We start from the raw sequence: 23,034 nt of genomic DNA, 5'->3' as shown, positions 1-23,034 counted from the left end.
CGAACCGTGAAGAATGATCTCTGGAGTCTGAGGAGGTGTACATGGAGGAAGTGCTCTGGCCATCCGCCACGTTCCTCGGACGCCTCCAACCGTCGACGCGAGAGCAACTCTTGGCGATGGGAGTCAGGCGCTCGGTGCGAGAGGCCCAGGTGCTTCTCCGGGAGGGCGCCTTGGAAACCCACGTGGTCCTGCTCCATGACGCGCTCGTCAAAGTCACGGCAGCACTCTCCGACGGCCGGCACGCCTTGCTGGCGATCCGTGTGTCTGGCGACATAGTTGGAGAGATCTCCGCCCTGAACGGCACACCGAGGACGGCGACGATCACTGCCTGTCGTCCATCAACCATCCGGATCATCCACCGCAACGCATTCAGGGCCTTCCTCCGCGACTACCCTGAAGCCGCCCTAGAGGTGGCCGGGATCGTCGCCGACCGTCTTCGGTGGGCCAACCGGCGACGGATCGACTTCACCTCATACCCTGTGCGAGTTCGTCTGGCCCGAGTCCTGTGGGAACTCGCAGCCGCCTACGGACGACGCAGCCCTCGCGGGTTGGTCATCGACATCCGACTAACGCAGGACGAGTTGGCTACCCTCTGCGGCGCCGCGGAAATCAGCCTGCAGAAGGCGCTCGGAGGCCTTCGGGCGGACGACGTTGTCGCCACGGGCTACCGCGAGATCGTCGTACGAGACAGCGAGGCGCTGCGTCTAATTGCCGAACTTGACTAGCTCTCAACCGGTCCCGGGCGGGCAGTTCGACCCGGCGGACCGGGTTGTCGCCGCTCAGCCCTTCTCGAACTGCGGCGTTCAACGCCGCTCGCGAGGTGTGGTGTGCACGTGGTGCAGGGTGCACGGGATCTGCGGCTGCCCGGCCCGGTCGTGGGTGACGGCGATCCGCGCGAACGCCGCCTTAGCTGCCGTTCGGTCAGGTCACCCAGGATCAGCTGCCCGAGGTGCGGAACCAGGAATACCGCCACGTCTCGGCGTGTAGGGCATCCCTGTTGTCGCGCGGATCGGGGTTGGTCGACAGCCAGCACCGCAGCCACCGGGCCAGGGGTTCACCGGCGGCCCGCCTGCTCCTCGCGTGAAACCGTCAGCAATTCGCGTGCGCCCGCCGGGCGGCTGCCGGCCTTCCGCAGGCAAAGACCGGCGGGCTCAGCGCACCCCGGTAACGGTACGTGCGGGCGGTTGACCTCGTCCTTGGACGAGGCCAACCGCCCGCCAAGCCGGAACTCCTCGGCAGGTCGGATGGCTGACCGAGGCGGATAGTCTGACACGGCCTCCTCCGGTGGCGGCTATTCGTACGTATGGGCGAGTGTCGGGCCTCTTCATGGGCTCACTGAGCGTTACAGTGTCGAGCCGGGCGCTCAGACCATCGGCGAACGATCACACGGAGCGAGTGTTTTGACGTCAGCAACGGCTTCAGCGGTGAGTAGTCGGGCGGCATCGCCGACGGGCACGAAGCGCGGACCCGCACGGTTCTGGGCCGTCGATCTCCACGTGCACACCCCGGCCTCACGCGATGTCGACACGCAAACTTACGGCGCGAGCGAGCCCCGTCAGATCATCGACGCGGCGATCGATGCCGGGCTGCACGCGATCGCCGTCACCGACCACAACACCGCCGGCTGGTGCGACAGAATGGCTGAGGCCGCCCGAGACACGACGCTCGTGGTGCTGCCCGGCCTGGAACTCAGCACGGCCGAAGGGCATCTCCTCGCCATCTGGGAAGAGGGCACCCCGGCGCAGCAGATCGAGGACGTGCTCGTTGAACTCGGGGTGCTCCGCACCGACCACGGCGACCTGCACAAGGCCCTGGACAAGGGGTTCATCGACACCGCGAAGGTCATCACCGCTCGGGGCGGCTTGGCAATCCCGGCGCACGCCGAGCGGGAGAAGGGCCTGCTCCGCCTCGCCGTGGCCGACCGCATCAACCAGACGCTTCTCGACGACGCCATCGGCGCGGTCGAGATCGTCGACCTAGTTGAGGTCGAGCGGATCAAGGCGCGGCTCGACGGCCGGCGCGAGCTCGCGGTCGTCCGCAGTTCCGACACCACCGCACCCGGTGCCAGCACCCACGTCCTGCGTGGCATCGGCCACCGCCGGAGCTGGATCAAGGCCTCGCGACCGGACTTGCGTGGCCTGCGGCATGCGCTGGCGGATCCGGCTCTGCGTGTCCGTCTAGAAGAACCCATGGCGTCGGAGCACACGGTGATCGAGTCTGTGACCGTGACCGGTGGGTTCCTCGACGGTCAGCAATTCGAGTTTTCGTGCGATCTCAACTGCCTGCTTGGCGGCACCGGAGCGGGCAAATCGCTGCTCATCGAGTTGGTCCGGTTCACTCTCGACCAGCAGACCGACGCCACCGACTTCCCACAGGTTCGCAAGGAAGTCGACTCCCGGCTGAAGTACGCGCTCACCTCGGGCTCGACCGTCGAGGTCGTGCTCACCCGCGGCCACGCGCGGTGCCTCGTACGCCGTGCGTACTTCGAGGACGGCTCCACCCAGCCTGAATTCATCGGCGACGCCGAGCAGCTGACCGGCCTGTCCGGCCGGATCGCGATCACCGGCTTCTCGCAAGGCGAGGTGATCGAGTACGCCCGGACTCCGGTCGGCCGGATGGCGCTCATCGACGCCGCCCTCGACCTGACCGAGTTCGAGATCCGCGAAACGGACGCGGTCAGCCAGCTCAACGACAACGCTCGACTCATCGGATCGCTCGAAACGAAGATCGCGCAGGCCCGCGCGAAGTTAGAGACCCTTCCGGAGGTCGAGAAGCGCCTGGAAGAGCTATCCGGCTTGTTCGACGGCGAGACCATCAAGATGCAGGCAAAGTGGAGTGCCGAGAAGGCCCTCTTCGAGCCCGTGGTCGGCATCCCCGAACTGAAGGTCACCGCCCGAACAGACAGCGGAGAGAAGTTCCGGGCTTCGGCCGCCATCGCCGACAACCAGGACCTCTACCAGCGAGCGCAGACGGCATACACACAGTTGCGTGAGGCGATCGAGACGGCGAACGCGCAGCTGGCGCAGGTGCTGCTGGTGGTAAACAAGGAACTCGTCGACATCCGACAGGAGTGGCACGACCGGTACCGGCAGTTCGACCACGAACTCGCCGAAGCGGTCAACCGTATCGATGTCGATAACAAGGGTCTCGCCGCCCTGCGCACCCGGCTCGTCGAACTTCAAACGGAGAAGGCGAAACTCGACGCACAGCAGACCCAGCTCGACGACGAACTCGTGCCGAACCTGGCCACGGCCACGTCCTACCGGGAAGAGTTGATCGCCGAGCTCATCGAAGCGCGCAAGGCGCGGCGCCGGCGGCGTGAGGACCGGATCAAGGCGCTCAACAGGCTTATGGGCGGCATCGTCCGGATCAAGATGCTGTCCGAGAACGACGACTCGGCCTACCTGGCCGAGCTGACGGCTATCGCCAAAGGATCGCGGCTGCGGGCTCAGGTCATCCAATTGATCTGCGAAGGGTCGATCCCGGTCAAGCTGGTCCGCTCGTTCCTCGATGACGACGTCAACGGTGTGTGTGACGCCACGGGCGCGGAGCGCAGGCACGTCGAGACGTTGTTCGAGTACGTGCGGGAGAAGGGCGCCATCGAGGACTTCCTGCGGATGCAGACCCTCGACCTGCACGACGGCCTCTCCGTCGAGTTCCGCAAACACGCCAACGACGGGTATGTGGCGATCGAGCGGCTCGCGCATGGCCAGAAGTGCACCGCCATCCTCATCATCGCCCTCGCCGACGGCAACGACCCCTTGATCATCGACCAGCCTGAGGACGCCCTTCACGCACCGTGGATCGAGGAATACCTCGTGGCGAAGCTTCGCGACCTGCGGGGCAGCCGGCAGTACATCTTCGCCACCCGCAGCCCTGGCCTCGTCGTCTCCGCCGACGCCGAAATGATCATCACTCTCACCTCCGACGCGAACAACGGTGTCGTCGAGGCAACCGGATCCCTCGAGCGTCACGACCTCAACACCCTGGCGCTGTACCACCTGGAAGGTGGCCCGGTTCCTTTCAAGCGCCGGACGGTCAAGCTGGGTTCGTCGATGTCGTAGGTCTCAGCGTGGCTGCCAGCCCACACGTGTGGCGAACGCGGCGTGAGAAGTTCGTTCGCTCTAGGACAGCGGCTCGGCAAGGTGGTGCAGCGTGCGATCGTTCTGGTCGCGGAACCAGCCCTGGGCCCAGACCTGGGCGTTGGGCCGCTGCCCGGTCGCAGTCTCAATGATGTGGCTGATGAGCCGGATCAGCCGCCACCGTGCACCGTCGTGCGCCCATTCAGCGGGCCCGGAACTGTCGTTGTGCCAGCGCACACGGGCGCGGTCGGGGTGCGTCGCCAGCCAGGCTCCGATGGTTTCACGGTCTTGGCCGACCTGGTCGGGTACGACGATGGTCAGTTCGGTGCCATCGGGGATGGTCTTGTGTGCGATCAGCCGATCCACAGCGGAGGCGCGGCGGACTTTCGCGGCCTGCGTGGCGACCTGGGTGCCACTGCTCGAGCGCGGACGGACCATGTACTCCTCCGCATCCGGAACCGGTAGGAGCCGTGCCACTGACAAGACGGTCTCTCCACCACTGGTGAGATAGAGCTGGTAGCGGACGAGTCGAATGTCAATTCCGGACTCGTACAAGTAGAGAGCGGCGTTAGTAGTCGTTGGTCCGAAGTCGCCGGCCATGAGGATGATCCGTGGCGTTCGCAATGTCTCGTCGGACACGCCTTCGGCCCATTCCTTCAGCTGTGCCAATGCCTCGTCGGTAGTCGTGTCGCCACCGAGGTGAGCGGCGTGAACCTCGGCGAGGCTGTCGAGGCTGAACAGGCGGGCCATGGCCGCATAGTTGATCGCCTGCATCGTGACGGTGTCTGGGGCGCGGTCCCGCTTGAGTTCGACGACGACGAGCCGTCCGGCCCGGTCCAGACCCAACACGTCGAGCCGGTCGGCGGCCGGCATGCCGCCGGCTGTTATCCATCGCCCGTATTCGAAGGTCACGACCTTCATGTCGCTGTCGATGACTTCGGGATGGTCGATGACCCACTGCTGCAGGTGTTGACGTTCCAGTAGGCCGGCCTCGACCAGCGAGATGCGCTGTGCTGGTACCGCGTTGACTCCGTTCACCGTGAACACGATTTCGTCAGGCACGGGCGGTGCCTCCTTGTGAGCTCGTTGGATTTCTTGGAAGGTTGAGCTGCCGCAGATCCGGCCCATGTGCGGAGGTATGCCCAGCCGGTCGTGGTCCTCGCCTCTGATTGCTAATCACCTGGTCGCCGTACTCGATATCAGCGCAAATCACAGCCCTACAACTGCCCGACGTGCCGTAGCCGGCGTTGCACTTCCAGGCTGCGGCTTGGGCCGTGCCGATACCTCGCCTGCCGGGCCCAATCTCTGCGCCCTCCTGCCGACTGGGGATAACCGGGCTAAGGTGCCCCGGTGTGCCATCGACGTGGACCTGCGCTGCGGCGAGGATCCCGTCCCCGCTAGCTCCTGATGCTGCCATGCCGGCATCGCAGTAAACCCTTCCTCGTACTCATCCCCAGGCGCGAGGTAGATGCCCGTGATCACATCGCCTTCTTTCGCACCTGCGGCTTGAACTCGCTGGTGCCGGGGAGCTACCTGGCGCCCTACGTCGCCTCCGCCCACGAGATCCTGCGGCGCTTGCACGTCGACTCCTGGCGCCGGGACGCGGGCGTGGGCCTGGGAGAGTTAGGTGCCCTCACCCGCCAGGTGCGAATGCACAAACTGTTCGACGGCCGGGCTTTCGCCTAGCCCAACCCAGAAGCCGCCGTAATGCATCGCTTGGAGGGTGGCGGATTCGGCCACCGTGACCAGCGCTGCGGCAATCGCGTCATCGGTGATGGTGCCGAAGACCTCGCGTCGCACAAGTTCGTTTGTGGCGATTGTGTCGAGCGCGGGCTGTGCGCGGAACTGGTGCAGCGCCGCGCAGTTCGGGTAGAAGGCCGATGCGTTTTCGCGAGATGACGCTGCCTGCGCCATCACACACCACCAGAGATCAAACTGGCACAGCGAGTTGAGGAGGAGATCGGTCTGGGAGAGGCTATCGACCGGCTCAATGAGGCTGGCTGGAAGATCCGGATGCAATGCGGGGTGCTGGGCGGTCAGGGCGCGGGCGAGAGAGATTAATTGACCGCCCCGTTCGGCGCCGTCTTGGGAAAGCAGCAGATTGGCTCGAGATGCGAACACCTGGCCGTGCTTTAACCAGGTCACGTAGACGTGGTGGGGCAGGATCGCGACGGGCTTGAACACCAGACACGGGAGGAATCGCCACGACTGCTGGCGGACGGCGAAGCTTCCGATCGCGAACAACCTCAGAAGCACGTTGAGCCAGTGTCGCGCGATGTCGCGGGTGCCGGCGACGCCCGCCTGAGCCGTGTTGTACGCCCTGTAGAGACCATCGATCACAATGTCGAACACGTCTAGACGGTCGTAGTGGATAGCCTGGACCGCGATGACGGCGAGCTTGTCGAGCGCTTGCTCCGAACGAGTGTCGGGTGCGGAGACACCGGGCATAATCGCCGCAACAGCGTTGGTCACGAATTGCCTGATCCGAACCGTACTCGTGGTGTCCAAGGACGCGACAACCGCCTCCGCGAAGACGTCCTCCTCCATCTCGAGGAGCAACGGCACGGAGGATCCAGCCGCCGTCCCGCCGCGCCGGAGTGCGTCGATGAGCCCGCGGACAAGGTCGTCGATGTCGTGCCGGGCTTCCTGGCGTACCCGCTCGCGGTAACGGCCGAGCAGGTCGTTCCAGTGCGCGTATCGGAGTCGAACGTTGGAGGTGCCTTCGCGGATCAGCACCTCACCCTCGTTGAACACGACAGCGATCCCACCACCATCCCTGGTGTACTGACCGATCGTCGAGACCGGCACAGGAAGGCCGTCTGGGTTGGGCTGTACGTATACCAGGACGATGGTCCGGCCCCGGACCTCGTGATGCTGGCTGAGGATGTGCACCGGGGCCTCGACGTACTTCGCGATCCTGTTACGGAGGTCTGCGGAGTCGAACTGTCGGACATTTACGGGGGGCTGATCATGGGCCGGCTGGCCCCGGCCATCCACGCCGATCACGATGTAACCCCCACCAGGCAGGTTGCCCATCGCGATGCAGTCTTTGACGAACTCCAGCGAGTCCTTCGACGTTCGGCTGCTCAGGTCGAGCGTCGCCTTGAAGTCCAGCGCGGTCTCCTCTGTACCTGCGGCGAGCAGTTCCTGTAGCTTCTCCGAATCGGTGCGGCCGTCAACGACGATCAAGCTGCGCTCCTCAAGTTCTGCCTGCTCGGGAAGTCGAGGCCACTGGTCTGCCTCGTTTGATACCACATCTGTCGATGGATGTGGGGGGCCGAGCGGCGCAGCAATTTTGCCCGGTCGCGGGACTCCGGGAAGCACGCTCGCCTATCGGCTGCGAGACCTTGCCGCCGTTGGTCTGATGTCGGTCTCACCTCCACCGACGACGGTGCGCGGGCTGACTGCGGCTTCCTGCGGGGCCTGCTCAGGGCGGTCGGCGTCGAGCGGGGCGCGGCCGAGCCGGTCGGTCACCGGCGCGGCGGAGCCGTGGTCGCCGATCACGGGTAGCGCTCCTCGGAGCAGATGGAGCCGATGAACCCTGTCAGCTCGGGGTGGTTCTGGAACCATTCCTCATGAGTGGACAAACGCAGGTGGTCGAAGCGCCGGTGGAGCAGGTTCTCCAGTTGCTGGCGGACGTGTTTGCTGTCTTCGGCGATGACGTGCAGCAACTCCAAGCCGTGGGGGTTGCTGCCGTGGATGGGGCGCATCCGCTCGTACGGGTCGGCGGCCTCACCGATCTTGATGAAGGAGCCGCTGGCGATGAAGTACACGCCGGCGTAGTGGTGCGGCAGGCCGGGGTCGCCGAAGCATCCGAAGACGGTCGACGAGGCCTCGATCATGGCTTCGGTCGGGTCGCCGTGGGTGCCGTAGCTGCGGATCTCTCGTCGGTATCGGGCGGCCAGCCGCCGCCGACCCTGGTATTCGCCGTAGGTGGTCATCGGTCACCGTCCCGGCTGGTGGTGAGGTCGTCAACCCTCACGTCGCCCCTGTCAAGATCTGGGCTAGCTGTACCCGGGTCTCGCGGAGCGCACCGAGCACGCGAGTGTGGCCGCAGAGTTCGGCGGTACTCCGCGAAGTCGCGGTCGCGGTCAACGCCGGCGGCCATTGCGGCCTGCCACACGATCGCCAACTCGGCCTCCCTCGCCGTGATCCGCCGTTCCAGTTCCTCAAGGCTGCTCGTCGCTTGCGATTTTCCCCGGCGGCGCGGGCCGTGGCCAGGGCGGTCTGCGCGGCGGCCAGCCCGACTGGGAATCATTGCCACACCGTGCGATGCCTACCGGACTGGCACGGCTTTGGTCTTGACTGTCGGCTTTGGCTCTGGCTTGGCTGGCTCGTCGCCTATGTCCTTGGTGGGCTTGAGGACTCGTACGTCGAGCATCCGGGCGCGTAGAGCCATGCTCGTGTCCATGGTCAGCAGCCGGACGGGCAGCGTTCGGGTGTAGGGCTGCAGCGCGAGTGTCCGATCGATGATTTCGTCGTCGGTGTCGGTCAGCCGCACATGGTGTGCGTCGTCGAACAGCACCTCGATGGTGACCTTGTCGTGGGGCACACCGCCGGCTTCGATGACCTCGTTGTGGTTGTCGGCCTCGCGGATCGTCACGCGTGATCGCGGCTGCTCCAGCAGCTCGTCCAGAACGCCGAGGGTGTGCGCGGCACGCCACCGGCTCTGTTGATTGCCCGATTCTTTGAGCCGGTCCAGCTCGTCGACCACCACCCGGGGCACCACGAGGCGTACCTCCTCGTTTCCGACGTTGAGCAGATCCGCAAACGCGATGTCACGGATCTTGTCGGGGTGGTGGATGAAGACGCTGGTGTCCACCACGATCACGTAGGCGTCGGAGCTCCACCTGTCGATCTCGGCCTTGAGCGCTGACCATGCCTGTTCCCACACGTCGGCCCGCTCGGTGAGCTCAGCGCTGAGTAGATCCTGGGTAAACCGATCGCGGCGGTCGCCGAACTCGGCCAGGCGCCAGAACCGCGCGGTGAAGATCAGTCGGTCGATATCGGTGGACCGGATCTGGTTGCGCAGGACGCGGGCGTTCTCGTTCGCCCAGTCCAGGTACTTGGTCAGATCGTGATTGTTCCTGATCGTTGTCTTGGCCCCGAACAGCAGGTCGAGCACGTGCGAGGTGTGGGCGCCGGGCGACAAGGTGACAAGCATGGCGACGATCTTGCCAGCTCCGCCCGCCTTAGCAGCATTGACGTTCGGCCGCATCGCAGCTGACATCGGATGACATTTAACCAAGACCAAAGCCATTCGCCGTCATCCGGCGGCGGATTGTGGAGGCGCACCTAGACCAAGGCGACGGCACTGGCTCAACAGTTCGTCTCGATCGACGGGTCGATCCTTGAGCACACCTCCTTCCCTTCAGGTCGAAGCGGTCGATCTGCGAGCCGATCGATCGGGCACCTACCGCCGACTGGCTGACGTCGACCAACGCCGCGGTAGATCCGTGGCTGCTCGGTGGCTGCTCGGGCGACGGGGGACGGGCGTGGATTTACCGGGACGGAGCAGGATTTCATCAGCTATCGCGAGCCCTCGCGCTAATCGATGGGTAGCGATGGTAGTCGCGCCCAGCGCCCGGACCAGCAAGGACGTGGTTGGACGGGGTTGGACTAGGGAGGTTGCGGACCGACTCGATTTGGCATATAGTGCTCTTTGTGGAAGACTAATATCTCCTTCGGACTACGGATCAGAAGGTTAGGGGTTCGAGTCCCTTCGGGCGCACAAGATCACAAGGGGCCTGACCTGCCAGAATGGCGGTCAGGCCCCTTGCTTGTTCCATCCCTTGTGGACAGTTGGGTGCTCGGTGGGTGCTCGTGCGACGAGCATCCCTTGCGTCCCGCCCTGTCCGGTGCGTGCCGGCCCAGTCCAAATTTCTCCAGCTCCAGCTGGGCAACCTGACGCCGCAACCGGCCCGCTCGTCAGCGGCCAGGTCGCTGGGCCGGTCGCCATCGCGCTCCTGCCGCAAACGATCGACCCAGTTGCGCAGCGTCTCGTGGTTGATGCCCAACTCCCGGCCTACGTCACGGATCGTGCGACCTGAGTCGAGCACCAGCGCAGAGGCCTGGCGGCGGAACTCCTCGGGGTACTTGCTCTGTCGAGCCACAGCGCTTTCCTCCTCCTCGGCAGGATGCCAAGTCAGGAGGTGTCCGGTCTCAGGGAGTCATTCACCTTTGTGGCTCGCTGCAGGCGATCCAGGTCGCCGCCCGGTCGTAGTCGTTGTACACGGACCAGGCAACGACTCCTTGTCAACTCTGCGGCCGTCAGCGCTTAGTCAGGAGATCTGCCACTCGATCGGGTGCTCGCCCGGAGCCGGGATCAGCGCGGTGAACAGCGGACTGGGCTTTGCGAGGACGGCGTTACGGAACTCCGCCCAGTAGCCGTCGGTGCCCAGGATCTGCTTGGCCCTGGGAATGGCTGCCGAGTCCGGTGCGGAGTAGTAACGTACCTTGGTGTTGTCCCCGTCGACGGCGGCTCGGTATACGACGTCGGCGGTGATCGACGGGTCGGAGCCGGTTGGCGCGTTCTTGGAGAAGAACGCATCGATTCCAGCCTGATAGTCCGCAGGGACGTCCTGCGCAATGTCGATCTTCGTGAAAATGCGGGTGGAGTGCTGTCCGGGCAGGACGGCCTTGACCGCGATGCCGAAGGCGGCCACCTCCAGGCTCATCCCCTCGCTGAGCGCCGCCACGGCTGCCTTGGAGGCGGCGTAGACGGCGCTGTACGGATAACCCTGCTCGGCGGTCAACGAGGAGATGTTGATGATCGTTCCGGAGCGCTGGGCGCGGAAGATCGGCAGGAAGGCCTGGCTGAGCGCGACCAGTCCGAACACGTTGGTCTGGAACTGCCGGTGGATCTGGTCCATGCTGCTCACCTCCACCGGCCCCATCTGGTAGAAACCCGCATTGTTGACCAAGACGTCGACCTGTCCGAACTGCTCCACGGCGGTCTGCGCGAAGGGCCCTGCCGCCTGCTCGTCATCGACGTCCAGCAGCAGCGTCCTGACCCGCTCCAATCCATCGTGCACCGTCAGGTCGGCCTCCTTGCGGACCGTCGCGACCACGTTCCAGCCTTCGGAGGCGAACTTTTCGACGATGGCCCGGCCCATTCCAGTTGCGGTACCGGTCACCACGATCGTTTTCGACATGGAGGGCTTCCTCTCCCATTAGTCCCGGCCCGGACATCCGTGCCCTCTATTGGCTTTGCTGCTGTCCGGGCAAGTGGTGGCTTGCTGATGCGTCCAAGTGTCATCGTGGTTTATCGGGTCGGCCAGGTTCGGTTCTTCATGGGAAAGTTCATCATGGGAAAGACAGTCCCAGGTATCCGCCGAGGCCCGGGGGTAGATTGGGTTTCATGTCCGAGCGCCCGGAGTCCAGCGTGAGCAATCCGCTTGCTGAGTTTCTGCGGGCCAGTCGTGCACGTATCCGGCCGGACGACGTCGGCCTACCCGACGGCGGACGGCGGCGCCGCGTTCCCGGGCTGCGCCGTGAAGAGGTCGCCCAGCTGGCCAATGTCAGCGCGGACTATCTGGCCCGGCTCGAGCAGGGACGCGTCACCACTGCGTCACCCGAGGTCCTCGACGCCCTCGCGGACGCGCTTGGTCTCGACCGCGACGGCCGGGAGTACTTGCACTCGATCGCAGGGCCGAAACAGCGCCCAGGATCCCGTACTCAGACCACGTCGCGGGTTGACCCGCAGACCCAGCGATTGCTCGATAGCCTGTACGAAGTTCCCGCCTACGTATTCGGCCGGAGACTGGACATCCTCGCCTGGAATCCCCTGGCCGCTGCCTTGTTCACCGATTATGGGGCACTGCCGGAGCGGCACCGGAACCTTCTCTGGCTCACTTTTCTCGATCCGGGTTACCGGGAATTGAACACCGACTGGGCCAGGGCCGCCCAGGAATGCGTCGCCTATCTACGTATGGAGGCCCGGAACTACCCGAGCGATCAGCGCCTGGCCGAACTTGTCGGGACTCTCTCCGTCAAAGACGCGGACTTTCGCACCTGGTGGGGCGGCCACCTCGTGACCGGCGCCACGCTGCGCCGCAAGATCTACCAGCATCCACTGGTCGGTCCGCTCATCCTCGATTCGCAGCAATTCGACGTCAGCGGCAAGTCCGACCAGCACCTCGTGGTGTTCACCGCCGAACCAGACAGCTCATCCCACGAGGCACTGAAGTTGCTCGCCCAGTGGACGAACACACCGGTGGCGATGGGACAGAGCCGAATGTGAGACAGAGCCGAAGGTCGGACAGTCCCGTGCCGCGCTGGTCAACCCACCACGCTGCTCAAGTCTGACTCGGGCGGGATCGCGTCGCGCAGGACCGCGACGAGTTTCGCGCCGTTTTTCCAGCATGTCCTCGGCGGCTGTCGGCGCAGGGCAGCCGCCTCGCCCGCCACCAAAACCCTTGATCCCCTTACTTACCAGGGTCTGAACGATCCGGGTTCTCTGCGAAGACCTGGGCCGCGACCTGGTAGCCGTCGAACGCGCGCGCTACGCCAGCGTAGGCCGCGACCTGAAGAAAGACTTCGGCGATCTCTTCCTTGGTGGCGCCGGCGTTGAGCGCGATGCGGAGCTGACCACGGAGGGGCTCCAGGACGCCGAGTGTCGCCGCGATGGTGACGGACACCAGTGCCCGCGTCCGTGTATCTAGGTGCTCGGTGCGCGGCCAGACGTCGCCGAAGGCGTGCATCGTCGCGATCCGTTTGAAGTCTGCGCCGTTAGCTGGCTCACCAGGGGTGGCGCCAAGAAAGCGCTCCAAGCGGAAGCCCAGCAGACGCTCAGCCGTGTCCAGCGCGGCGGCGTACCCCGGGTCTGTCGCCGCAGATGCCGGATCGCTCATCGTCATGATGTTCACTCTTCCATGTGCAAGGACGAAGCAGGCGAAATCCGGCATTTCGAACGTGACTGAGGGTCGCACCTAGTCAAGCTGATCAAGGAAGAGCGAGCCTGGGCCCATAACCCCCGACGTAGCTGGCCTCGAACTCAGCCGTCAGCGGACCACTCATGTCGACAGCAGCACTTGCCCAGATGGTGGAACCAGCGCGGATCAGAATCCCGCTACCACGGGCGCCGCTGCCCTCTCTGCCACGTCAACCCCGGCAATCGGCCCAGGTTGAGGTGGGGCTGTGGGTGCTCGGTGGGTGCACGGACGTCGGGGAACTGACACGGACGCTCTGGGGACGGGGCCGGACTTCTGGCCGCTTACGAGGCGGGCCAAATTATCGATCAACCTCCATGCGTGACGCTTGCGGGCCTTGGACCTGCACGGACGCGGTGGGATGCGGCCGGACTGAAGTGGTTGCGGTCGGACAGATCTTGCGATAGAGCCGAGCGTGGGAAGTGGGCGCGTTCACTTCGGACTACGGATCAGAAGGTTAGGGGTTCGAGTCCCTTCGGGCGCACAGAGCAGGGAAAGCCCCCGACCAGCCAAACGGCACTGAGCCAGCATCAATGACGCCCCGGATCCTTGCATCTGCGCGCCGCGCAACCGTGCCGCATCGGCAGTGAACATCTGGTGGGGTGTGTGCCAGCAGCCCCCGTTCCCCCGGACGGGGACCGCCGATGCCAACGAGGTGGCCTACGGCGCCTCGGCCGGCCGACGGACGCGTGGCCGCCCAGCGTGTGCCACAGACCGTTGCAGATGGTGAGAGCTACTTCACAGCCGCGCTGTGGGACATCCATTGTCGCCGCTGCGCCGTCGATCTAGGATCCGAACACGGATCGCTGTGGGTCAATCAGACCGTTGCCTTGGACTGTTTCCCGCGAGCGTTGTGGTGCCGAACATCGGGGGAAGGGTCGGCGAATGATTCGACATGCGCACTTGACGTTGCGAATGGGCGCCCGTGAGGATCACCATGCGGGCTTCATTCGGGGTAGCGCCGATATGGCGGCCCAATGGAATATGCCCGCCACGATTGTTCGCGGCCAACGGCGTTGAACCGGTTACTCGGACTCGACCTGCATCTGATCCGCCGGCTGTCCCGTGGCAGAGCCGCCCGGGCCTTCCTGCTGGCGGTCTTCATCGACGCGGCGGGTCGGGGGATCTTCCTCACCGGGTCGATCCTCTTCTACACGCAGGTCATCGGACTGACCAGCACGCAGGTGGGCACCGGCCTGTCGATCGCGGCGCTCTGCGGGCTGGTCTGCGTCGTACCCATCAGCCGGCTCGCCGATCGGGTCGGAGCGCCCCGGATGCTCATCGTGCTCCAGTTGTGGCGCGCTGCCGGCTTCTTCGCCTATCCGCTGGTCGACGATTTCAGCGGATTCCTGATAGCGGCGTGTTTCATCGGCATGGCCGAGAACGCGGCCACCCCCCTGCTGCAATCCATTGCCGGTTCGATCGCCGAGGACGATACGCCGGTCGGGACGATGGCAGCCGTTTCGGTGGTGCGCAACACGGCCTACTCCCTCGCTACGCTGGCAGCCACACTCTTTATCACCCTGGCCGACGCGTCGGCGTACATCGGATTTGTACTGGTCAACGCAGCGGCTTTCTTGATCACCGCATTCTTGCTGCTGCGGGTGCGCTCGGAGCTACCGCGGGGTGTCGCGGTACGCGAGCGCGGTGCCAGTGTCGGGGCACTCCCCTGGCGGGACCTGCGTTTCGTGTCGCTGACCCTGCTCAACGGCATTCTGTTCCTGCACGCTGCGATCCTGGGTGTCGCGCTGCCGCTGTGGATCGTGACGCAGACGTCGGCGCCCAAGCCGGTCGTCGGAGTCGTGTTGCTCATCAACACCGTCCTTGCCGTTGCGCTGCAGGTCCGATTCAGCCGTGGTGGTGACGACCTCGGTCATGCCGGTCGGCTCCAGCGCCGCGCGGGTGTGGCCCTCGCGGTGTTCTGCGTCCTGGCCGCGGTGTCGGGCGGGTTGGGCGACGTGGGCGCGACGGTTGTTCTGCTACTCGCCGCGGTGGCGTTGACCTTCGGGGAGCTGTGGCAGTCGGCCGGAGGATGGGGCGTGTCCTTCGGGCTGTCCCCGGTTGATCGACGCAATTTCTATCTCGGTCTCTACAACCTTGGCGCGGGTGGCTTCGCGGTCATCGGCCCGGGGCTGCTCACCGTTGCCGTCGTCGGACGCGGGCCGGTCGGCTGGCTGGTCCTGGGAGCCGTCCTTCTCGTCGCCGGGGTGCTCACATCGGTGCTCACACAGCGTCCGCCGCGTTCCCGGGAACCCGGTGACGCCGGGGTGCCCAGCCGGGCCGGAGGGGCCTGACCCGAGCGTGGAGTACCGCCACAAGGAAGGAAGTGCCATGCCGCCCGTGCAATTCGGTGTCGTCTCGCTGGGTGCCGCGTTGGGGGAACCGCAGGATGTCGCTGAGGTGGCACCGAGCTACGTGAAGGATCCCGAGCGTGTGATGGCGTGGGGCTATCGCACGTTCCATCGGGTCGTCGACGGAACCACGTCGGCGCACCTCGGCGCCCGAGCGGCCGCCCAGGCGTTGGAGCGTGCGCGGATCGAGGTCGGCGAGGTCGATCTGCTCGTGGTGGCCGCCAGCGACGTCCCTGACTACCTGCAGTGGGACGTCTCCTCGGCGGTGGCCCGGGAGCTGGGGATGGTCGGGACGCCGACCCTGCTGCTCACCCAGGCCTGCGCCGCCACGGTGACGGCGTTCCAGCAGATCGCCGGGACCTTCGCCGTCCGTGACGACGTGCGGACCGTCCTCCTCGTCGCGATCAACCAGGTCAGTGAGGGGCACGCCAACCGGATGAACACCAACACGTGTGTCTCCAGCGACGGGGCCGCCGCCGCGGTGTTGAGGCGGAACCACGCGACGTTGCGGTGGCTGGCGACCGACCAGTTCACTGATCCCGAATGCGTCGACTTCTTCCGGGTGGAGTACGGCGGGGCGGCGGCACCGATCGCCCCGGAGGGCCTCGGCAACCTCGAATTTGACCGGCTCGCCGCCGTCTACCGGCAGTTCCGCCGTGACCCCGACCACTTCACACGGTTCACCCGCGAGTTGAACCAGCGGGTCGCTCTGGTCGTGGACAACGCCTTCGCGCGCTCCGGTGTCGACCGGGCCCGGCTGACCCGGCTGATCTACCTCAACGACAACTACAAGGCGATGGTCGACGTGGCCGAGGCGGTCGGCTTGCCGCTCGATCGGACCAACTTCGAGCTGGGGGCGTCAATCGGCCACTGTGGCGCCGCTGACCAGCTGATGTGCCTGGACACCTATGTCGAGCGCGGCGATCTGCAGAAGGGCGACGTGGTGGCACTGGCCGGCATCGGGTACGGCATGCACTGGTTCTGTACCCTCCTGGAGGTCTGACCGCCTCCGCTCATCGCGGCAGAGAGGCCGCGATGAGGTGCATCTCCTTCTCCGGCTCCAGGTACTCGGCCCGAATCTCGATGGAACGCAGCTGCCCGAGGCTGCTGACATGTGTGCCGCCACACGGCATCGTCGCCACCGGCGAGATCTCACAGCGCCAGACCCGTTCCGCAGTGAAGCTGTCCGACGATCCGACGAGATGAACCGGGGCATCGGCGGCGACCCAGGAGGCCAGCAGATCGTTGGCGCGAGCGAGGTACGTGTCGAGGCCGGCGAGCATCCGGGCGTGGTCGAAACCCTTGCGTCGTAAAGACTTGCCCAGGCGGTAGCGGTCCACGCTGCTGCCCAGGTCGTGCCGGCTGTCGATCAGCGCGGCGGCGTCGAAGTTGCGGCTTCCCCGGGAATCCCGGGGCGCGTCCTTGCTCCACAGTTCTTCGGTGGCCTCGTTGAACGCGTACGCCACCAGATGGCACCCGGTGTGGGCGGCGCTCAACCACCGACGCCGATGATCGTCCACCGTCAGCTGGGCGGTCCGACCCACCCAGGACTCCTCCGGTTGCTTGACGATGAGGTGAGCGACAGCGAACACGTGCTCGGTGTCGCCACGGCGTGCGGTCACCTCAGGCCCGATGGACACGGCACCGTCGGCCGGCCGGAACGTGACGATCTGGGTGTCGACGACCGGGGTGACCTGATCGCCCACGGTCAGGTTGCCGTGATCTCCCGGTTGGTCCGGCCAGGCGGCGTCGACCGGGTGGAACGGGGTCGCGTCGGTGACGACGGCCCAGCGCCCGGAGCCGGCCGGCAGGACCGCCTCGATCCGCGCTTCAGCGGCAATGTCACCCCGGTGATAGGAGATCCGGGTCTCGGTGATCTCGTACAAGGCTTCTCCATCGAGCAACATGTGCGCAGTGCCTTCGACAGTGGGGCGTTCAGCTGGCGTCGGTGCGGCCGACGGCCGCACGCACGGCATCGGCCAGGTCGATACGGTAATGCTTGGCGAGCTCGGCGCAGAGCTGTTCGACAGTCACGTCGTATTGTTGACCACCTTCGTGTTGCAGGGCGTACCAGGCGAGCTGACATCCGATCGCGGCGGCGTCGATGTGCGACAGGCCCCAGTCGATGCCGGCGAAGAATCCGGCTCGGAAGGCGTCGCCACCGCCGGTGGGGTCGACCACCACCGGGACCGACGCGGCGGGCACCGTGGCGTCGCCGTTTTCGTCGCGGATCCGTACGCCTCGCGGGCCGAGTGTGGTCACCACGGTGCCGACCAGCCCGAGCAGACCCTTCTTGGTCAGTTCGCACTTCTCCAGAAGCAGGTCGAACTCGTATTCGTTGGTCAACAGGTAGCGGGCCCCCGTGATGAAGGCACGCAGTTGCTCACCCGGCATCCCGGCGATCTGCTGCGACGGGTCGGCTGCGAAGGGCCAGCCGGCCTGCCGGCAGCAGGCTGCGTGTCTCAGCATGGCGGCCGGCGAGTCGGGCGAGATGATCACCAGGTCCGGTGCGGCTCGGTCTCCACCGACGACGGCGGCCAGGTCCAGGCGATGGGCTTCGGCCATCGCGCCGGGATAGAAGGACGCGATCTGGCACTGCTGCTCGTCTGTGGTGCAGATGAAGCGAGCAGTGTGCTCGCCATCGACGACGAGCACTGGCGAGCAATCGACGCCGTGCCGTTCCAGGAACGATCGGTAGTCGGCGAAGTCGCGCCCGACCGCGCCGACCAGGCTCGGTCGTAGACCGAGCCTGCTCATGCCGTACGCGATGTTGGCGGCAACGCCACCACGACGGATCACCAGTTCATCGACCAGGAAGGACAGCGACACCGCGTGCAGGCGGTCCGCGATGACCTGATCGGAGAAGCGGCCGGGGAAACGCATCAGGTGATCCGTGGCGATCGATCCGGTGACGTAGAGCCGCCCCATGTCAGTTGGTCGCCGCGCTCTTCAGGTCGGCGGCGCGGTCAGTGCGCTCCCACGTCAGGTCCGGCAGCTCACGGCCGAAGTGGCCGTACGCTGCGGTCTGCTGGTAGATCGGACGCAGCAGGTCCAGGTCGCGGATGATCGCGGCCGGACGCAGGTCGAACACCTCCTTGATCGCCTTTTCGATCCGCTCGGCCGGCACGTTCTCGGTCCCGAACGTCTCTACGAACAAGCTCACCGGGTGGGCCTTGCCGATCGCGTAGGCCACCTGCACCTCGCACCGCTCGGCCAAGCCGGCCGCCACCACGTTCTTGGCGACCCAGCGCGTCGCGTACGCCGCCGAACGATCCACCTTCGACGGGTCCTTGCCGGAGAACGCACCACCACCGTGACGGGCGTAACCGCCGTACGTGTCGACAATGATCTTTCGGCCGGTCAGGCCCGCGTCACCCATCGGACCGCCGATCTCGAACCGGCCCGTGGGGTTCACCAGCAGCCGGTAACCCTCGACGTCCAGGCCGAGGGCCTCCAGCTCGGGAGCGATGACGTGGTCGCTGACGTCCGGCGTCAGCAGCGACTCCAACGAGATGTCGGCGGCGTGCTGCGACGACACCACCACCGTGTCCAGACGCACCGGACGCAGACCGTCGTACTCGATGGTGACCTGCGTCTTGCCGTCGGGACGCAGGTAGGGGATCGTCCCGTCCTTACGGGCGGCCGACAGCCGGCGGGCCAGGCGGTGCGCCAGCGCGATCGGCAGCGGCATCAGCTCCGGCGTCTCCGAGCAGGCGAACCCGAACATCATGCCCTGGTCCCCGGCGCCCTGGCTGTCCAGCGAGTCGCCGGTCCCACCCTCGCGCTTCTCGATGGCGGCATCGACACCCTGCGCGATGTCGGGCGACTGCGAGCCGATGGAGACGCTCACGCCGCAGGAGGCGCCGTCGAAGCCCTTCTTCGACGAGTCGTAACCGATCCGCAGGATCGTGTCGCGAACGATGCCGGGAATGTTGGCGTAGGCCTGCGTGGTGACCTCGCCCGCCACGTGCACCTGGCCCGTGGTGATCAGGGTCTCCACCGCGACGCGGCTCCGCGGGTCCTGTGCGAGCAGGGCGTCGAGAATTCCGTCGCTGATCTGGTCAGCGATCTTGTCCGGGTGGCCTTCCGTGACCGACTCGGAGGTGAACAGGCGGCGTGCCACGACGTGTCCTTTCGATATCGGCGCGTTCCAGGGTCAGGCGCGCCGGCGGAGGGGCGAAGGTCCTCAGTGGATCGGGCGCTGCGTGGCGGTGCCGGCGATTGCTGCCTGCCACGCCTCCACCGGCGGCGGATTGTCCATGTGCTCGGGAACCCGGACGTGGATGACGGACGGACCACTCCCGGTGGCCGCCTCCTTGATCATCACGCTGAGCTGTTCCGGGTCGAACGCTCGTGCCGCGGGCAGTCCCATGCCGTTGGCGAGCAGGACGGGGTCGATACGTCCGGGGTCGACCGCGAAGTAGCGCCCGCCGGCGTAAAGGTGCTGGATCATCTTGATCCAGCCGAGGGAGGTGTTGTCCAGGACCACGTAGGTGATCGGCAGCCCGAGCCGGCCGGCCGTCTCCCAGTCGCCGAGACCCATCGCCACGCTGCCCTCTGTGGTGAGGCAGAGGATCCGCTCGCCGGGGTGCGCCACGGCAACGCCGATCGCGGCCGAGATGGCGAAGCCCAGTGGCCCGTGCCCGCGAGGAATGACGACTCGCCACCCGTCGCCGGACGATTCCCAGAACGAGGCGAGGAACGGCGTGGGAGTTCCGGCGTCCGCCACGACCCAGGTGGACCCGCCGAATTCGGCATGCAGCGCACGAACCACGTCCCGCGGCTGAAGCCGCTGGTCACCGGGGTCCGGCAGTGGCGACGAGTTCGCCGTGACCCACAGTTGCCGGGCGGTGGCGAGAGCCTGGATCCGATCGTCGCGCGTCTGCTCGTCGGCGGCGGGTAGCGCCTGGCGGAGCTGGTCGAGAGCCGTCCCGACGTCCGCGATCAGGGGCGTGCTTCCGGGGTAGTTGCGTCCGGCCCGCTGCGGAGAGAGGTCGATGTGCGCGATCCGGGTGCCGGAGCGTGGGGGTGCCGTGAAACTGGCCGTATCGGTGGCGTTCGCGCGGGTTCCCGCGAAGAGGACGAAGTCGGAGTTGCGTAGATAGTCGTTGGCGTACTCCCGGGCGCCGTTGGCGCCGACGACGCCGAGGGCGAGTGGGTGGTCCTCGGCGAGGGCGCCCTTGCCGTGGATGGAGGTGCCGACCGGAATGGCCGCGTGCTCCGCGAGGTCGGTGAGGGCGCGCCAGGCACCGGACAGGTGTACGCCGCCGCCGACGACGATCGCGGGGCGTGCGGCCTGTGCGATCTGTCCGGCCACCGTGTTCACTGCCTCGGTCGGGGCGAGGGGGCGTGCGGCGGGAACCGTGCTGCTGCCGGTGGCGACGGGCAGGTCGGCGGTCTCCTCCAGAACGTTCTCCGGGATGATCAGCACTACCGGGCCGGGACGGCCGCTCGTCGCTGCGGCGACGGCCTCCGCGACCGCGCCGGGCAGGTCAGCTGCCTGGTCCACGGTTCGCCGCCACTTGGTCACGCCGCTGAACAGTGCCATCTGGTCGATCTCACTGATGGCGCTGGTGCCCCGGCTGCCATGCGGGTTGTCGGTGCTGATCGCCAGGATCGGGATGCCGGAAGCGAAGGCCTCGCCCAGACCGCTGGCCAGATAGACGGCGCCCGCGCCGCTGGGCGCTTCGCAGACCCCGAGGCGGCGGAGGGTACGGGCGTAGCCGTCAGCCATGTACGCCGCGTGGCGTTCGTCGCGGGCCAGCACGTGCCGGACGTCCTGCGGGCGCCTCGCGATGACGTCGTAGAAGTGGATGCTGGTGTCTCCGGGGAAGCCGAAGATCGTGTTGACACCGTGCCGCACCAGCGCTTCGACCAGAAGTTCCGCGCCGGCGCGCGCCGCACCCTCAGCTGCGCTCATTGATCTCTCCATGGGAGTCGCTAGGCGAATGGGACGAAGAAGAAGGTCCGGCGGTAAGAGAACCGGCCGGATCCGGAAACGGTGAAGAAGTCGGCGAAGCCGATTGTCGAGTGCTGCCCGTCCAGGGTGATCCGGTCCGCAGTGCCGTGCACTGCCACCTCCGGCCCTTCTATGATCAAGGAGGAAAGGTTGTGCCGGCGGCTACGAATAGGTGGCTGGGAACGGTAGAACGCAGATATGGCCGATCGCCCGATAATGGACTTCTGGCCTGGCCTGTCGTAAATGGAGTCCGGTTCGAAGAGAAGCATCATCCCATCGATGTCATCGGCGTCGACCCGACGGTAGTAGGTGCGCACCACGTCGTCGAGGTGAATCCGATTCATCATTTGCGGCACGGACATCTCCGGCAATTATTCGCGGCTCACCACAGAGCGGCTCCGGTCGTGGTGATCACCGGTCAGGGAGGGGTGACGGGCTGACGCGTTAGTGGACGAAATGCATGATCCGACATCATCCTCACATTCGTTGCCCCGCTACGTGTGGCGCTCGTCACAGACGGTGCTCGTCGGGGGCGGCGGTGGCGTGGGGCGAGGTGACGCGGTGCCTCCATTGGCATCGATGCAAGTGATCTTAAAAGGTGGCGTTTCGTGTGCTGGGACGACATGTGTACGCGGCGGCCAAGGAGCTGCGACTTTGCAGGAATGTCACCCGCCGGACCTTCGGCACGATAGCTCATCGCGCGTCCGGTGTGGGGTACGTGGAGCGTTCTCCAGTCGCTGATCGGCATTTAGCCTGGGCGTCGAGTCGCCGTTCCCACATCTTAGGAAACATTGCTTGCACAGCTAGGGGTGCATGTGCTTGCATCGATCTCTGTCGGGCTGGGGTCCGAACTGGCGAGAGTGGCCTGGTGCTTCCTGGTCGTCTCGATGCATACGGGGATTCTGACTAATCACTTGAACCGTCAAGGCGATACGACGCGTCGATGTGTGCCATTGTGCACGCGGTCGTACTCGTCACGTGATTCTGTGAACAACCGGTAGCAAACGGGGGGAAAATGAGCACGGAAAGTCGGCAGAACACGGAACTTCTGGATTTTTATCGCCCGCAGGGCGACGGAGAGCCGAATCTCTTCGAGATCTGGGAGAAGGGCGGAGCCCGTGGCGACTCGGTGACGCCGTCGACCTACTCCAGCGAGTACCGCCGCTGGATGACGGGCGTCCTGGTGAACCAGTTGCGGAGCAACAAGGCCACCGGCCTGCTCAGCCTCGGCTGCGGAAACGCCGTGGTGGAGGCGGACACCGCCAAGGCCGGCTTCCGCGTGTATGCGGTGGACGCGTTGGAGGAGGCGGTCGATCTCGCTCGGGCCAAGGGCCTTGAGGCGCAGCAGGCGGACCTGAACACCTGGACGCCTGACGAGAAGTGGTCGGTCATCTACATGGACGGCGTGCTCGGGCATCTGTACGACCCCGAGAACGGACTTCAGCCGATCCTGAAGCGCATCCACTCGTGGCTCGAACCGGGACCTGCCGGCGTGGCGTCGTTCGTGGCGTCCAACGACGACACCCAGAACGACTCCTGGGTGCAGGCGGCCTCGAACGTCAAGGGCTTCTACTGGCTGTCCACCGGCTACCTCGGTGAGCAGGCGCTCGCTGCGGGCTTCGACCGAGTCGAGATCCAGCACTTCCACTACCAGCGCCCGCAGTCGGGTCCGCGCCGGCGGTCCGTGGTCGTAGCACAGCTGCACGCCTGAT

At 65.9% G+C, this 23,034-nt stretch carries 18 protein-coding genes; 6 read left to right on the top strand and 12 right to left on the bottom strand.

Annotated elements, in window-relative coordinates; genetic code table 11:
* The first annotated feature begins 41 nt into the window (after positions 1-41).
* A complete protein-coding gene (locus AB0K35_RS09110; RefSeq protein ID WP_363884594.1) occupies positions 42-725 on the top strand; it encodes a Crp/Fnr family transcriptional regulator in 684 nt (227 codons plus the stop codon).
* A gap of 771 nt (positions 726-1,496) precedes the next feature.
* Complete coding sequence (locus AB0K35_RS09105; protein ID WP_363884592.1) at positions 1,497-4,064, top strand: Nuclease sbcCD subunit C; 2,568 nt, start codon at positions 1,497-1,499, stop codon at positions 4,062-4,064.
* A gap of 60 nt (positions 4,065-4,124) precedes the next feature.
* Here AB0K35_RS09105 and AB0K35_RS09100 read toward each other — a convergent pair whose 3' ends face one another.
* The 6 genes from AB0K35_RS09100 to AB0K35_RS09075 form a co-directional block, all read right to left on the bottom strand.
* On the bottom strand, positions 4,125-5,144 hold the full coding sequence (locus AB0K35_RS09100; RefSeq protein ID WP_363884590.1) for a hypothetical protein: 1,020 nt from the start codon (positions 5,142-5,144) through the stop codon (positions 4,125-4,127).
* A 561-nt stretch (positions 5,145-5,705) separates the two neighbouring features.
* The gene (locus AB0K35_RS09095) at positions 5,706-7,271 is read right to left on the bottom strand and encodes an ATP-binding protein (protein WP_363884588.1); all 1,566 of its coding nucleotides are present in this window, start codon (positions 7,269-7,271) and stop codon (positions 5,706-5,708) included.
* Positions 7,272-7,582: 311 nt separating this feature from the next.
* Positions 7,583-8,023, bottom strand: a complete 441-nt coding sequence (locus AB0K35_RS09090; protein WP_363884586.1) for a GIY-YIG nuclease family protein — start codon at positions 8,021-8,023, stop codon at positions 7,583-7,585.
* Between the two features lie 335 nt (positions 8,024-8,358).
* Positions 8,359-9,312 (bottom strand): PIN domain-containing protein, encoded by a 954-nt coding sequence (locus tag AB0K35_RS09085; protein WP_363884584.1) that lies wholly within the window; start codon positions 9,310-9,312, stop codon positions 8,359-8,361.
* Between the two features lie 466 nt (positions 9,313-9,778).
* Entirely contained in the window at positions 9,779-10,195 is a 417-nt protein-coding gene (locus AB0K35_RS09080) for a transposase (RefSeq protein ID WP_363884582.1), read from the bottom strand.
* 168 nt (positions 10,196-10,363) lie between these two features.
* On the bottom strand, positions 10,364-11,236 hold the full coding sequence (locus AB0K35_RS09075; protein WP_363884580.1) for an SDR family NAD(P)-dependent oxidoreductase: 873 nt from the start codon (positions 11,234-11,236) through the stop codon (positions 10,364-10,366).
* Positions 11,237-11,442: 206 nt separating this feature from the next.
* Between AB0K35_RS09075 and AB0K35_RS09070 the strand changes: the two genes are divergently transcribed.
* On the top strand, positions 11,443-12,324 hold the full coding sequence (locus AB0K35_RS09070; protein ID WP_363884578.1) for a helix-turn-helix transcriptional regulator: 882 nt from the start codon (positions 11,443-11,445) through the stop codon (positions 12,322-12,324).
* Positions 12,325-12,508: 184 nt separating this feature from the next.
* Here AB0K35_RS09070 and AB0K35_RS09065 read toward each other — a convergent pair whose 3' ends face one another.
* Positions 12,509-12,940, bottom strand: coding sequence for a carboxymuconolactone decarboxylase family protein (locus AB0K35_RS09065; RefSeq protein WP_238668920.1), 432 nt, complete (start codon positions 12,938-12,940; stop codon positions 12,509-12,511).
* Between the two features lie 1,049 nt (positions 12,941-13,989).
* Here AB0K35_RS09065 and AB0K35_RS09060 point away from each other — a divergent pair.
* The gene (locus AB0K35_RS09060) at positions 13,990-15,306 is read left to right on the top strand and encodes an MFS transporter (RefSeq protein ID WP_238668921.1); all 1,317 of its coding nucleotides are present in this window, start codon (positions 13,990-13,992) and stop codon (positions 15,304-15,306) included.
* Between the two features lie 37 nt (positions 15,307-15,343).
* Complete coding sequence (locus AB0K35_RS09055; RefSeq protein ID WP_363884576.1) at positions 15,344-16,366, top strand: 3-oxoacyl-[acyl-carrier-protein] synthase III C-terminal domain-containing protein; 1,023 nt, start codon at positions 15,344-15,346, stop codon at positions 16,364-16,366.
* Positions 16,367-16,376: 10 nt separating this feature from the next.
* Here AB0K35_RS09055 and AB0K35_RS09050 read toward each other — a convergent pair whose 3' ends face one another.
* From AB0K35_RS09050 to AB0K35_RS09030, 5 genes are all read right to left on the bottom strand, one after another.
* Complete coding sequence (locus AB0K35_RS09050; protein ID WP_363884574.1) at positions 16,377-17,249, bottom strand: hypothetical protein; 873 nt, start codon at positions 17,247-17,249, stop codon at positions 16,377-16,379.
* A 49-nt stretch (positions 17,250-17,298) separates the two neighbouring features.
* Complete coding sequence (locus AB0K35_RS09045) at positions 17,299-18,246, bottom strand: carbohydrate kinase family protein (RefSeq protein WP_363884572.1); 948 nt, start codon at positions 18,244-18,246, stop codon at positions 17,299-17,301.
* Between the two features lie 46 nt (positions 18,247-18,292).
* Positions 18,293-19,486 carry a methionine adenosyltransferase gene (gene metK / locus AB0K35_RS09040; RefSeq protein WP_238668925.1) on the bottom strand — a complete coding sequence of 398 codons (1,194 nt, stop codon included), beginning with the start codon at positions 19,484-19,486 and terminating at the stop codon, positions 18,293-18,295.
* A 63-nt stretch (positions 19,487-19,549) separates the two neighbouring features.
* On the bottom strand, positions 19,550-21,283 hold the full coding sequence (locus AB0K35_RS09035) for a thiamine pyrophosphate-binding protein (RefSeq protein ID WP_363884570.1): 1,734 nt from the start codon (positions 21,281-21,283) through the stop codon (positions 19,550-19,552).
* A 20-nt stretch (positions 21,284-21,303) separates the two neighbouring features.
* Positions 21,304-21,684: a nuclear transport factor 2 family protein gene (locus AB0K35_RS09030; RefSeq protein ID WP_238668927.1), complete on the bottom strand. Its 381-nt coding sequence runs from the start codon at positions 21,682-21,684 to the stop codon at positions 21,304-21,306.
* 653 nt (positions 21,685-22,337) lie between these two features.
* Here AB0K35_RS09030 and AB0K35_RS09025 point away from each other — a divergent pair.
* Positions 22,338-23,033 carry a methyltransferase domain-containing protein gene (locus AB0K35_RS09025; protein ID WP_238668928.1) on the top strand — a complete coding sequence of 232 codons (696 nt, stop codon included), beginning with the start codon at positions 22,338-22,340 and terminating at the stop codon, positions 23,031-23,033.
* Position 23,034 lies beyond the last annotated feature (1 nt).

Source organism: Micromonospora sp. NPDC053740, assembly GCF_040677775.1.
Lineage (GTDB): Bacteria > Actinomycetota > Actinomycetes > Mycobacteriales > Micromonosporaceae > Micromonospora > Micromonospora alfalfae.
Note: the sequence above shows the minus strand (reverse complement) of the source record. Positions and strands in the feature narration are given on the sequence as shown.

Bases quoted from the DNA above. Each gene is read 5' to 3' on its own strand.
- AB0K35_RS09060 (WP_238668921.1), top strand. From the start codon at position 13,990: ATGGAATATGCCCGCCACGATTGTTCGCGGCCAACGGCGTTGAACCGG.
- AB0K35_RS09085 (WP_363884584.1), bottom strand. From the start codon at position 9,312: ATGTCAGCTGCGATGCGGCCGAACGTCAATGCTGCTAAGGCGGGCGGA.
- AB0K35_RS09075 (WP_363884580.1), bottom strand. From the start codon at position 11,236: ATGTCGAAAACGATCGTGGTGACCGGTACCGCAACTGGAATGGGCCGG.
- AB0K35_RS09025 (WP_238668928.1), top strand. From the start codon at position 22,338: ATGAGCACGGAAAGTCGGCAGAACACGGAACTTCTGGATTTTTATCGC.
- AB0K35_RS09070 (WP_363884578.1), top strand. From the start codon at position 11,443: ATGTCCGAGCGCCCGGAGTCCAGCGTGAGCAATCCGCTTGCTGAGTTT.
- AB0K35_RS09065 (WP_238668920.1), bottom strand. From the start codon at position 12,940: ATGACGATGAGCGATCCGGCATCTGCGGCGACAGACCCGGGGTACGCC.
- AB0K35_RS09030 (WP_238668927.1), bottom strand. From the start codon at position 21,684: ATGTCCGTGCCGCAAATGATGAATCGGATTCACCTCGACGACGTGGTG.
- AB0K35_RS09035 (WP_363884570.1), bottom strand. From the start codon at position 21,283: ATGAGCGCAGCTGAGGGTGCGGCGCGCGCCGGCGCGGAACTTCTGGTC.
- AB0K35_RS09045 (WP_363884572.1), bottom strand. From the start codon at position 18,246: ATGCGTTTCCCCGGCCGCTTCTCCGATCAGGTCATCGCGGACCGCCTG.
- AB0K35_RS09090 (WP_363884586.1), bottom strand. From the start codon at position 8,023: ATGACCACCTACGGCGAATACCAGGGTCGGCGGCGGCTGGCCGCCCGA.
- AB0K35_RS09110 (WP_363884594.1), top strand. From the start codon at position 42: ATGGAGGAAGTGCTCTGGCCATCCGCCACGTTCCTCGGACGCCTCCAA.
- AB0K35_RS09055 (WP_363884576.1), top strand. From the start codon at position 15,344: ATGCCGCCCGTGCAATTCGGTGTCGTCTCGCTGGGTGCCGCGTTGGGG.